At 68.2% G+C, this 11,352-nt stretch carries 13 protein-coding genes; 6 read left to right on the top strand and 7 right to left on the bottom strand.

Features of this window, described 5'->3' with window-relative positions; all coding sequences use genetic code 11:
* Window positions 1-27: 27 nt before the first annotated feature.
* Complete coding sequence (locus ABT392_RS17490) at window positions 28-684, bottom strand: hypothetical protein (protein WP_334279393.1); 657 nt, start codon at window positions 682-684, stop codon at window positions 28-30.
* Between the two features lie 110 nt (window positions 685-794).
* On the opposite strand from ABT392_RS17490, the gene ABT392_RS17485 reads away from it, so the two are divergent.
* Window positions 795-1,265 (top strand): hypothetical protein, encoded by a 471-nt coding sequence (locus ABT392_RS17485; RefSeq protein ID WP_334279392.1) that lies wholly within the window; start codon window positions 795-797, stop codon window positions 1,263-1,265.
* Entirely contained in the window at window positions 1,265-2,602 is a 1,338-nt protein-coding gene (locus tag ABT392_RS17480; protein ID WP_395385102.1) for a GAF domain-containing protein, read from the top strand. The genes ABT392_RS17485 and ABT392_RS17480 overlap by 1 nt, the downstream gene beginning before the upstream one ends.
* Before the next feature lie 4 nt (window positions 2,603-2,606).
* Here the strand turns inward: ABT392_RS17480 and ABT392_RS17475 are convergent, their stop codons facing one another.
* Window positions 2,607-3,260, bottom strand: coding sequence for a hemerythrin domain-containing protein (locus tag ABT392_RS17475; RefSeq protein WP_334279390.1), 654 nt, complete (start codon window positions 3,258-3,260; stop codon window positions 2,607-2,609).
* Between the two features lie 197 nt (window positions 3,261-3,457).
* Complete coding sequence (locus ABT392_RS17470) at window positions 3,458-3,697, bottom strand: hypothetical protein (protein ID WP_334279389.1); 240 nt, start codon at window positions 3,695-3,697, stop codon at window positions 3,458-3,460.
* A gap of 35 nt (window positions 3,698-3,732) precedes the next feature.
* Here ABT392_RS17470 and ABT392_RS17465 point away from each other — a divergent pair, with 35 nt between their 5' ends.
* Entirely contained in the window at window positions 3,733-4,011 is a 279-nt protein-coding gene (locus ABT392_RS17465) for a DUF427 domain-containing protein (RefSeq protein ID WP_334279388.1), read from the top strand.
* 12 nt (window positions 4,012-4,023) lie between these two features.
* Here the strand turns inward: ABT392_RS17465 and mltA are convergent, their stop codons facing one another.
* The 3 genes from mltA to apaG all read right to left on the bottom strand — a co-directional run bounded on the left by mltA (window position 4,024) and on the right by apaG (window position 7,635).
* On the bottom strand, window positions 4,024-5,145 hold the full coding sequence (gene mltA, locus ABT392_RS17460; protein ID WP_395385103.1) for a murein transglycosylase A: 1,122 nt from the start codon (window positions 5,143-5,145) through the stop codon (window positions 4,024-4,026).
* A gap of 115 nt (window positions 5,146-5,260) precedes the next feature.
* The gene (locus tag ABT392_RS17455; protein WP_395385104.1) at window positions 5,261-7,252 is read right to left on the bottom strand and encodes a site-specific recombinase; all 1,992 of its coding nucleotides are present in this window, start codon (window positions 7,250-7,252) and stop codon (window positions 5,261-5,263) included.
* An 8-nt stretch (window positions 7,253-7,260) separates the two neighbouring features.
* A complete protein-coding gene (gene apaG / locus ABT392_RS17450) occupies window positions 7,261-7,635 on the bottom strand; it encodes a Co2+/Mg2+ efflux protein ApaG (RefSeq protein ID WP_334279385.1) in 375 nt (124 codons plus the stop codon).
* Between the two features lie 37 nt (window positions 7,636-7,672).
* Between apaG and ABT392_RS17445 the strand changes: the two genes are divergently transcribed.
* The 3 genes from ABT392_RS17445 to rpe are packed head-to-tail and all read left to right on the top strand — an operon-like array spanning window position 7,673 to window position 9,773.
* Entirely contained in the window at window positions 7,673-8,449 is a 777-nt protein-coding gene (locus ABT392_RS17445; RefSeq protein WP_395385105.1) for a substrate-binding periplasmic protein, read from the top strand.
* Window positions 8,446-9,063 carry a DNA-3-methyladenine glycosylase I gene (locus tag ABT392_RS17440; RefSeq protein ID WP_334279382.1) on the top strand — a complete coding sequence of 206 codons (618 nt, stop codon included), beginning with the start codon at window positions 8,446-8,448 and terminating at the stop codon, window positions 9,061-9,063. The genes ABT392_RS17445 and ABT392_RS17440 overlap by 4 nt, the downstream gene beginning before the upstream one ends.
* 32 nt (window positions 9,064-9,095) lie before the next feature.
* Window positions 9,096-9,773: a ribulose-phosphate 3-epimerase gene (gene rpe / locus ABT392_RS17435; protein WP_395385106.1), complete on the top strand. Its 678-nt coding sequence runs from the start codon at window positions 9,096-9,098 to the stop codon at window positions 9,771-9,773.
* Window positions 9,774-9,841: 68 nt separating this feature from the next.
* Here rpe and ABT392_RS17430 read toward each other — a convergent pair whose 3' ends face one another.
* Window positions 9,842-11,314: an amino acid permease gene (locus ABT392_RS17430; RefSeq protein WP_334279380.1), complete on the bottom strand. Its 1,473-nt coding sequence runs from the start codon at window positions 11,312-11,314 to the stop codon at window positions 9,842-9,844.
* Window positions 11,315-11,352: the final 38 nt, after the last annotated feature.

Genomic DNA, 11,352 nt, shown 5'->3' with positions numbered 1-11,352 from the left:
CGGGAGAGTCTAGGCCTCATTCGAGCCTCAATCGTCAGGCATCCAGAGCAGCGACAGCGCCAGGCCGGCGCGCAGGCAGGCCTCGCGCAGCGCGGCATCGCCCCTGGGCAGGTAGGCCGTGCGATTGTTGGTGTCGATGGCGCCGACCACGCGGCCCTGCTCGGCGAACAGGTAGCCCATGGGCTCGCCGCTGGGCAGGGGCGTGCCCTGGATCTGGAACGAGGCCAGCACCTGCAGCCTGCGGCCGTCGGTCAGCACCAGCTCGCCGGCCGGCCGGGGCTCCAGGCCGCGGCCGGGGGAGCTCGCCGCCCTCAGGACGAGGCCGACCAAGGGGCTGAGCTGGCAGTGCACCTGCGTGGGCTGGCTGGCCGTGATGCCGGCCACGCTCAGTTCGCGGCGACGCACGCCGCAGTCGGCCTCGACGCCCGCCAGCTGGAAACGCAGCGCGGCCTTGTCGCTGGCGTAGACCTTGAACAGATCGAGCCGGCTGGCGCTGCGCTCGTAGCGCAGTTCGCGGCCGTCAATCTGGGCCTGACCCTTGCGGCCAGGGCCGAATGGTCCCAGGTTCATCGCCTCGCTGCGGGCGTCGAGACCGTCGGGCAACTGCAGGCGGGCCGGCGGGATGGAGGCGCAGCCGGCCAGCAGGACGGCGGCCAGGGCGATCAGGAAGGGTGAAGATTTCATGGGCGCTCAGCTGGGGAGAAATGGTGATTCTGGACCGCAGCGGCGCAACAACCGATGGTCACACCCGGCTTGCGGCCGGCCCGGGCCCGGCTCCACAATCCCGGCCCATCATGTTGTCCGAAGCCACCGCCGCCTTCATCCAGTCCGGGCTGTCCATCACCGTGGTGGGCTGTGGCGAGCGCCTGGTGCCGTCGATCGCCAAGGGGGCCGGCTGCACGGTTGATGCCGCCAGCGGCCAACTCACCGTGCTGCTGTTCGCCGACGGCGCCGATCAGGTGACGCGTGACCTGGCCCGCAACGGCCGCATCGCGGTCTGCTTCAGCAAGCCCAGCACCGACCAGACCGTGCAGGTCAAAGGGCACGATGCCCGCATGGCGCCGGCCACCGCCCAGGACCTGGCCACCGTGCGCCGCAGCCTGGACCTGTTTGCCGAGGACCTCGGCCCGATGGGCTGGGACCAGCGCTTCGTCGACACGCTGTTCTGGCGCGCGCCCGCCGACCTGATGGCGGTGCGCTTCACGCCCGAGGCGGCCTTCAACCAGACGCCCGGGCCTCAGGCCGGCGCGCCGCTGGAGGGCTGATGGGCATGGAGACCGTCCAGCTCGACGCGATCCGCAGTTGCCTGGAGGGGGTGATTCCGGCGGCCGTGGCCACCTGCTCGGCCGAGGGCGTTCCCAATGCCACCTACGTGTCGCAGATGCAGTACGTGGATGCACGCCACGTGGCCCTGTCCTTCCAGTTCTTCAGCAAGACGCGCCAGAACGTGCTGGCCAATCCGCAGGTCACGGCCCTGGTGATCGATCCCGTGACGGCGGCCGCCTACCGGCTGGAGCTGCTGTACCTTCGCACCGAGACGGCCGGCGCGCTGTTCCAGAGCCTCAAGGCCAAGCTGGCCGGCATCGCCTCGCACGTCGGCATGGTGGGCGTGTTCAAGCTGCAGGGTGCCGACGTCTACCGCGTGCTGCGGGTCGAGCGCGTGCCGGGGCCCGAGCTCAAGCGGCCGCCGCCGGAGCGCAACCTGCTCAACGCCTTGCGCCAGTCCGGCGAGCGCCTGGCGGCCTGCACCGACCTGGACGCGCTGTTCGATCAGCTGCTGGTCCAGTTGTCCGGCGAGTTCGGCATCGAGCAGGCCCTGCTGCTGATGGCGGACGAGGACGGCCGCCGGCTGTTCCTGGTCGGCAGCCGCGGCTACGCCAGCAGTGGCATCGGCAGCGAGATCCAGCTCGGCGAGGGCGTGATCGGCGTGGCGGCGCAATACCGCACGGCCATACGCATCAACCACATGACCTCGGAATACCTCTACGGCTCGGCCGGCCGCGGCGATGCGGCGCCCGAGGCCGAGATCCCGTTCCCCGGCTTGGCCGAGCCGCACAGCCAGCTGGCCGTGCCCATCCTGCTGGCCGACCGGCTGCTGGGCGTGCTGTGCGTGGAGAGCGCGCAGGACTTGCGCTTCGGCTATGACGACGAGGACGCCCTGGTCGCGCTGGCCACGCAGCTGGGCCTGCAGATCGCGCTGCTGCAGCAGCAGGCGGAATGCGGCGCGGCCACGGCCGTGCTGCTGCCGGCCGGCGGCCCCGTGCCGCCCTCGTCCGGCCAGCCGCTGGAGCTGCGCCACTACGCCGGCAACGACAGTGTCTTCGTCGCCGGCGACTACCTGATCAAGGGCGTGGCCGGCGCCATCCTGTGGAAGCTCGTGCGCGAGTACCAGGCCGGCCGCTGCGAGTTCACCAACCGCGAGCTGCGCATGGCGCCCGAGCTGCGCCTGCCCGATGTCAGCGACAACCTGGAAGCTCGGCTGATCCTTCTGCAGCGGCGGCTCGCCGAGCGCTGCCCGTCGCTGGCCTTCGAGAAGACCGGGCGCGGCCAGTTCCGCCTCTGCGTGGCGCGGCCGCTGCGGCTGGTCGAGGCCGAGGGCTGAGGGCTCAGAGCGCCAGCGCGTCGGCCAGCTTGCGCCAGTCGCGGCCGCCCAGCAGCGGGCGCACCAGTGCCAGCACGCCCTCGAAGGCCTCGCGCGGCGCGCCGGCCCGCATGCCGCCCAGCATCTGGGCGCGCTCGGCTGGATTCATGTGCGGCAGCATCCAGCGCAACGCGACCTGCATCTTCTCGGGCGGGTGGCTGGACACGATGCGGTGCTCGAGCGAACGGATCTCGTCGTCGCTGTGCGTGGCCCAGAGCGCGGCGTTGTGGGTGCCTTCCTCGTAGGCCATGTGCTCGTAGTTGTGGGCCACGAACGCGGCCAGCTCGACGTAGAGCTGCCGGGCCGCGTCGGCATCGCCGGGGATCAGGTGCAGCAGAGCACGCAGCCGGGCGATCGCCTCCTGGTGCTCCACATGCTCGTCGGCGATGCGGCCGCTGGCACCCGGGCTGCGCGCCTCGATGGCCGTGTGTATCACTTCGTTCTCGTGGTGCAGGTGGCTGGCGCAGATGTCCAGCAGCGCGTCGCACTGCTCGCGCAGCTCGGCCACGTCGGCCGGATCGCCGGCATCGACGCGGCCGGCATGCAGCAAGGTGTGGGCCATGAAGGCGCGCAGGCCCTTGTGGATGAAGGCGTAGATGTCGTGGCGGGGGGTGTTCATGAAAGGGCTCCTGGGGTGGATCGATGAGACGGAAGGGGTCGGTGTTTTCGACGCCTCAACGATAGGCAGCAGGGCCTTGCCGCATTCCTAAATCTTGGCTCGCCCTAGCTTAAGAATTTCCTAAGCCGCCGAACGGCACGGTGAGCAAAGTCATGATTCGCTGTCCGTGGAGGGCGACCGCTTCCAGGACGGGCTGCTCAGCCGCCCAGCATCAGATCGATCAACTCCTTGACGAACTCCAGCGCCTCTTCCGGCGTGCCGAAGTAGTACTCGCCGCCGAGGTCGACCACGTCGCCGCCGGGGCCGCGGTGCGCAACCGACCAGCCCTCGGCCCCGCCGCCGATGGCCAGGATGCCGAAGGCGCCGGGCGCCAGCTCGCGGGCGGTGCCGGCGGTGACGAAGATGTCTTTGCCCTGGTGGCAGTGGTAACGTTTCACGTCTTGGAGAATCCGCAGGCAGGAGAGTGTTGAAGATGAAGGCAATCTGGAACGGCGTCGTCATCGCCGAAAGCGCAGACACCGTCGTGGTCGACGGCGACCACTATTTCCCGGCCGAGTCGCTGAAGAAGGAGTACCTGAGCTTCAGCAACCACCGCAGCAGCAGCTGGAAGGGGCAGGCGCATTATCAGAGCCTGTTCGTCAACGGCGAGTTCAATCCCGATTCGGTCTGGAGCTACCCCGAGCCCACCGAGCAGGCCGCCGAGCTCAAGGGCCGGGTGGCGTTCTGGAAAGGCGTGCAGGTCGTCGACTGAACGACCGGCTGGCTAGCGCTCTCTTGGCCACAGTGCCCAGAGCTTCAAGGGCTGCTTGATCTTCATCGCTGCGGCCTCGGCCTCCGCACCCCAGCCGGTGAAGTAGTCGGCCCGCACCGCGCCGATGATGGAGCCGCCGGTGTCCTGGGCCATCACCAGGCGGCGCGTGCCGGCATCGCCGCCGTCCATCCACAAGGCCGTGCCGTAAGGGATGGAAAGCCGGTCTACCGCCACCGAGCGGCCGGGCGTCAAGGGCACGCCCTGCGCACCCCGGGGACCGGCCTGCGGGTCGCGCAGCGGCTCCTCGCGAAAGAACACGTAGCGGGCATTGGCCCACATCAGCTCGTTGAGCCGCTGCGGATTGCGTTTGACCCACTCGCGCACCGCCGGGCGCGGCGCAGCCGGGCCGTCGCTCCACTCGCCGATCACGGCGAGCGAGCGGCCCAGGGGCGTCAGGGGATGGTCGTTGTGGCCGGCAAAGCCGACGCGAACCCAGCGCCGCTCGCCGTTGGTCTCGGTCACCCGGACCCGACCCGAGCCCTGCAACTGCAAGACTTGCAGGTCGATGGCGTCTTCGATGAAGACCAGCGGCTGCATGCGGCTGCGCAGCGGCTCGCTGTCGATCTGCTGGCGGGTGAAATAGGGGCGACGCTGCTGCAGGTCCGGCGGCGCGGCCAGCACGGCGACCTGGAAGTTGTCGCTGCGTTGCCGGCGGGCCTCGAGCTCGGGCTCGAAGTAGCCGGTCAGCAGGCCTTGCTGCTCGCCCTCATGGGTTTCAATGCGCCAGGGCTGCAGCCGCTCCATCAGCCACATGGCGGTGGCGAGATCGTCGCCCGGCTCGGTTAGCGCCGCCTGAGCACAGAGTGCCGCCCAGCTGGCAGCCGGCTTCTCGCAGCCGCGCACCAGCGCGGGCCACAGCTCGGCCGCCTTGTCGCTGCCCCAGCCGGGCAGCTCGCTCCACTCGGTGGCCACCCAGCGCGAGCGTTCGCGCTGCATCACGGCGGCGGCCGGCTTCTGCGGCTCGACCTGCGCTGGCTTGGCCGGTACGGGCGGTGGCAAGCTCACCGGCGGCGCGGCACAGCCGGCCAGCACGAGGCCTAGAATCGCCGCCGCCTTCTTGGGGAAATGCGTCATGGGTCTGATCTTGCTGGAAGCGCTGTGCGCGCTGCTCGTCCTGGTGTTCATCGTCTGGTGGACCATGTTCTCGGGCCGCAAGGGCGGCGAGCGGCCGGACGACGAATAAGCATCGTCATTCCTTGGGCGGCAGTACAAAGCTGCGCGGCTGGCTGCGCAGGCGCCGCCATATGGCCGAGCGAAGCCGGGCACGGTCTGCCACCTGAATGCCACGGGCCCGCAGCGCCACGAGGAATGCCAGCGCAAAGCTGACGCCGAGGTTCAGGATGCCGATCAAGACGATCGTCGGCACGCACCACCAGAACGCTGGCTGCTTGAAGATCTCCACGCCCAAGGCACCCACGGCAGCCGCCAATTGGCCGGTCGAGAGCGTCACGTGCCGGACCTCGATGGGCAGCCCGAAAAAGGCCAGGACCACCGGCACCAGGCCCAGCATCAGGCCCAGCGAGGTGTTGGCCGCCAGGCCCGAGATATTGGCCCGCCACCAGCTTGACCAGCGCTGCGCCCGCGCTGCACCCAGGCGCGCTATCAGGCGCGGGTTCCAGGCAATTGCGCTGTCCAGGCGGTAGAACACAAACCAGTTCTCGACCCAGCCGGCGATCAGGCTGGAGAGGAAGAGCAGCACGCCGGTGAAGGCGGCGAAGAAGACCGACGGACCCAGCAAGTTGAGCGAATGCAGCACATAGTCGGCCTCCTTGGGCCCGACGGCCGGTCCGCCGAAGGCCAGCCAGGCCAGCAATTGCACGCCCAGCACCACCGGTATCACCGCAATCAGGTTGCCGACAATTCCGGCGAACTGCGAGCGCAGCAGATTCGCGACCTCGTCGACAAAGCCCTCCAATCCTTCTTCGGAGGTGATGTCGCGCAGCTTGTGGGCCATGGCCGGCGCGGTCATCGCCGGCTGCTTGGTGGCCACCGTCCAGTGCAGGAGATGGATCAGGACGAAGCACAGCGAGTAATTGACGCCCGCCGCGAAGCCGGCCCAGAAGGCCGAGAACGTCATCGCCGCCAGGGCGAACTTGATCAGCGTCGTGCCGCCGATCATGGCGCCGCCGCCGGCTGCTCGCCAGAGCATGTCCCGGTAGTCGGCGGCATTGCGGGTGATGTAGTGCTCGCCGGTCTGGGCACTGCGTTCGGCCACCTTGCGGGCCAGCAGCGCGTAGTGGCGCGCGAACAGCGTGCGCAGGCTGCGCCGCTCATGCACCACGCGCACCAGCCCGGCCAGCAGCTGCAAGAGCTCGCGTGCCGGCTGCTCGGCCACCAATACATCGAGCAGCGCTTCGGCACGTGCCGCGCGCTCCAGCAATTGCTCGACCTCGAACATGATGTCCACCGACACGCCCCAGGCCTCCAGATGCTCGGGCACCGAGGCCGCAGCGGCGTGGCAGGCATCGAGCAGGGCGCGCAGGTATTGCAGCGCGCGGCGCAGCTCGGCGGCGTCGCCACGCTTCAGCGTGTCGATCAGGTCTTCGGCCGCACGCGACAGCTGGCCGAAGGGGTTGTTGGCCAGCAGCTCGGGGCCCATGCGCTGGCGCAAGGGGCCTGAGAAGCCGGCGGCACGAATGGCGCTGACCAGCATCGTCAGGGCGTCCACCAGGGCGGCACGCCAGTCCACATCGGGCAGTGCGCCTACGAACAGCGCTGACAGGCGCTGCAGCAGCTTGTCGTCCATCGCCCGCAGCCAGACCTCGTCCTCGGCATCAGGGAACAGGAGCCCGAAGAGTTCGCCGAGGTCCTTGGTTTCCACGGTGCCGGGCAGCAGGCGCAGGCGCAGGCGGTGGCCCACCTCGCTCCACATCGCCATGCGCGAGGCAAAGCCCACGTCGGCAAACAGGCCGACGGCATCCAGGTCGCGCCAGGCCCCGGCCAGCACGCCAGTCACGTTGGCGGCATGGTCCGGGTGGCGCTCCAGCACATTGAGCAGGTGGATCAGCCGCGACAGCGGCAGCGGGCGCGCGCCGCGCTCGAGCGGCTCGGACTTTTCAAGCGGCGCATGGCGCAGCCATTCCAGCAGCCGGGCCAGCCACAGATTGCGCAGCGGCAGCGCGGCCGACGGGTCGGCCGCATTGAGCAGGGCGGTGAGGTCCCAGGCGCCTTGGCTTGCCATCTAGGCCGTCAATGCAGGCTGGCGCTGTCGGCCAGCAGAAACTCGGGCACCTCGGACCAGAACACGTCTGCGCTCTCGGTCACGCCGAGGTAGCGGCCCTTCATGCTGCCGTGAGGCGTGGCGATATGTGCCCAGCTGCTGTACTGGAACTGCTCACCCGGCTGCAGAAAGGGCTGATGGCCGACGACGGCCAGGCCGCGCACCTGCTGGCGCCGGCCTTCGCTGTCGATGATTTCCCACTCGCGCGCCACCAGCTGTGCGGCGATGTCGCCGTCGTTGGCAATCGTGATCGTATAGGTGTAGGCCCAGCGGCCTTGCTCGACATCGGTCTGCTCGGCCAGGGGCTGCACCTGCACCGTGCACTTGAAGTGGGGGGAGGACATGCGCCCCATTCTAGGGCGAGGACATGGCTGGCCCGTTATGCTGGTGGTCGTGTCCTGCCGCTCCATCGCCTTCGCGCTTTTCGCTCTCGCCTTGCTGGGCCCGTTGCTGGGTTCCTTGCCGGCGCAGGGCACGACCTTGCGCACGGTTCAACAGAGCAATTCGAGGGCCAAGTACGCGCCGGGCGATGCCAACCGGCCGGGCATCTGCATGGAGATGCTGCGCGCGGTGGAGCAGGCCGAGCCCGGCTTGCGCTTCAGCGGCCTGGACCAGCAGGCGCCGCTGCGTCGGGTCGAGATCATGCTCGCCCAGGGCGAGATCGATGTGTTCTTCTGCCTGCTCCGTTCGGCTGAGCGTGAAAAGCAGTGGCGCTACCTGCCCGTGCCGCTGTACCGGATCCAGCACATGGTGGCCATGCGGCAGGACGGCGGCGACGAGCCCCGGGACCTGGCCGAGCTGGTGGCGGCCAGCCGGGACAAGCCTGTTGTCGTGACCCGCGGCACCGTGCTGGCCGCCACGCTGCGCGAGGCCGGTGTGGCGGTGACCGAAGTCGCCTCCGACTTCGAGGCCTTGCAGATGCTGGCCATGGGCCGCACCGATCATGTCTACGGCCAGGACCTCAACCTGCAACGCCATCTGCGCGAGTTCCGTTCGGGTGAGAAGCTGCGCATCGCAGCGACCGTGTTCCAGACCGATCTACAGTTCCTGGCCGTCGGGCGCAAGGTGCCTGCCGCAGTCGAGCGGCTTCTGCTGCGCGCACTGCAGAAGCTCGAGCGCGAAGGGCAACTCAAGGCCATCAGCGACAAATACCGATGAACGACCAAACCAATCTCTACCTCGCCGCCGGCGGCCCGCCGCGCTGCCGCTGGTGCGCTGCCGGCGCCGACTGGCCGCCCTATGTCGACTATCACGACCAGGAATGGGGATTCCCGGTCGACGAGGACAAGCGCCTCTTCGAGAAGCTGTGCCTGGAAGGCTTCCAGTCGGGCCTCTCGTGGCGCACCATCCTGGCCAAGCGCGTGGCCTTCCGCCAGGCTTTCGCCGGTTTTGATTTCAAGAAGGTGGCGCGCTTCACCGCGGCAGACGTGGAGCGGCTCCTGCAGGACGCCGGCATCGTGCGCCACCGCGGCAAGATCGAGGCGGCGATCAACAACGCGCAGCGGGCCTTGGAGTTGATCGAGGAGGAGGGCTCATTGGCGCGCTACCTCTGGCGCTTCGAGCCGGCGGCCACGCCCGATGTGCTGGGCCAGACCGAGACGGCCGCGTCCAAGGCCTTGTCCAAGGACCTGAAGAAACGCGGCTGGAAGTTCGTCGGGCCGACGACCATGCATGCCTTCATGCAGTCGATGGGCATGGTCAACGACCACGCCGAGGGCTGCCATGCCCGCGCCAAGGTCGACGCGGCTTTGCGCAAATTCAAGCGCCCCTAAAATCGCGGGCTCACTTCCCCTTTGAAGCAGCCATGAGCCACCGCATCGCCCCCAGCATCCTCTCCGCCGACTTCGCCCGCCTGGGCGAGGAGGTCCGCAACGTGCTGGCGGCCGGCGCCGACTGGATTCACTTCGACGTGATGGACAACCATTACGTGCCCAACCTGACCTTCGGGCCGATGATTTGCGAGGCTTTGCGCAAGCACTCGGTCAAGCCCGACGGCACGCCCGCGCCCATCGACGTGCACCTGATGGTGCAGCCGGTGGACAGCCTGGCCCAGGCCTTCTGCAAGGCCGGCGCCGACCTGGTGAGCTTCCACCCTGAGGCCAGCGCCCATGTGGACCGCACGCTGCAGCTGATCAAGGCCGAGGGCAAGCAGGCAGGCCTGGTGTTCAACCCGGGCACGCCGCTGGATGTGCTGGAGTGGGTGATCGACAAGGTCGACCTGGTGCTGATCATGAGCGTCAACCCCGGCTTCGGCGGCCAGAGCTTCATCCCGTCCGCACTGAAGAAGCTGGAAGCGGCCCGCAAGATCATCGACAAGAGCGGCCGCGACATCCGCCTCGAGATCGACGGCGGCGTCAAGGTCGACAACATCCGCCAGATTGCCGATGCCGGCGCCGACACCTTCGTGGCCGGCTCGGCCATTTTCGGCAAGGGTGACTACAAGGCCGTGATCGACCAGATGCGGGCCGAACTGGCGCGCTGATGGCGGCTGCGGCGAAGAGCCAATGAAAAGAGGGGCGCCGCGGCGCCCCTCTTTCATGGTCGGACCGATCAGTCCATCTTGAAGTTGCAGTCCTTCAGCGGCACGACCCGGGTCTTGTTGATCAGTTTGTGCCCAAGGTACAGCAGCACGAAGATCGGGATCAGCATGTAGTTGCTGATGAAGTCGAACCAGCTGAACTGCTCGGCCTGGAACACCCAGGCATTGGCGCCGAACAGCACGATCAGGAACAGCACCAGCGCCGCCCAGGGGCCCCAGGGGTAGAACATCGCCTTGAACTTCAGCTCGCTCAAGGGGCGGCCCTGCGCCACCCAGGCCTTGCGGAAGCGCAGGTGGCAGATGGCGATGCCCAGCCAGATCATGAAGCCCGTCAGGCCCGAGGCGTTGTAGAGCAACTGGTAGATCTTGGTGGCACCGATCTCGCTGGCCAGGAAGGCCAGCGCGCCCACGAGGCCGGTGGCCCAGACGGCGGCAACCGGCACGCCGCGCGTATTGACCTTGCCGAAGATGCGCGGCGCCTTGCGGCTGTGGGCCATTGCGTACAGCATGCGCGAAGACACGTAGAGCGAGGAGTTGCCCGCCGACAGCACGGCCGACAGGATCACGAAGTTCATCAGGTTGGCCGCGTAGTAGCCGACCTTCGGGATGTGCGAGAAGACGATGGTGAAGGGCGAATAGGCCACGCTGCCTTCGTCGTTGCGCAGCAGGTTGGGGTCGTTGAACGGGATCAAGAGGCCGATGATCAGGATGGCGCCGATATAGAAGAGCAGGATGCGCCAGAACACCGAGTGGATAGCCTTGGGCACGTTCTTGCTCGGGTCCTCGGTTTCGGCCGCGGCCAGGCCCACGCCTTCCGTGCCCTGGAAGGAGAAGCCCGCCACCAGGAACACGCCCAGGATGGCCGCCAGGCCACCCACGAAGGGCGCACTCTTGCCGCTGGCCGCGTCCGAGATGCCCCAGTTGTGGAAGCCCACCGCCTTGCCCTCGCCCAGCATGCCGAACACCATCAGCGCGCCGACGAACAGGAAGATGATGACCGTCGTCACCTTGATGCTGGCGAACCAGTATTCGGCCTCGGCATAGGCCTTCACCGACAGCAGGTTCAGCCCCATCAGCAGCACGAAGAAGCCCATGGCCCAGTAGGTCGGGTTGCTGTCGGGGAACCAGAACTTGACGATCAGCGCGCCGGCCACGAACTCGGCCGCCAGCGTGATCGACCAGCTGAACCAGTAGTTCCAGCCGAAGGCAAAGCCGAGCGACGGGTCGACGAAGCGCTCGGCATAGGCTTCGAAGGAGCCGGCGATCGGCAGTTGCGTGGCCATCTCACCCAGCGACTGCATCATGCAGAACACGGCCATGCCCATGATGGCGTAGGCCAGCATCGCGCCGCCGGGGCCGGCATTGGCGATGGCGCCGCCGCTGGCCAGGAACAGGCCGGTGCCGATGGCGCCGCCGATGGCAATCATGCTCAGCTGCCGCGCGCCGATGCCGCGCTTCAGATCTTGGTGGGGAATGGCGTCCATCGAGGGCCTTCTGCTTGTCTTTCGCCCAATGCGGGCCG

Origin of the sequence: Paucibacter sp. JuS9, assembly GCF_044043925.2 — a bacterium.
Classification (GTDB): domain Bacteria; phylum Pseudomonadota; class Gammaproteobacteria; order Burkholderiales; family Burkholderiaceae_C; genus JAUASW01.
Note: the sequence above shows the minus strand (reverse complement) of the source record. Positions and strands in the feature narration are given on the sequence as shown.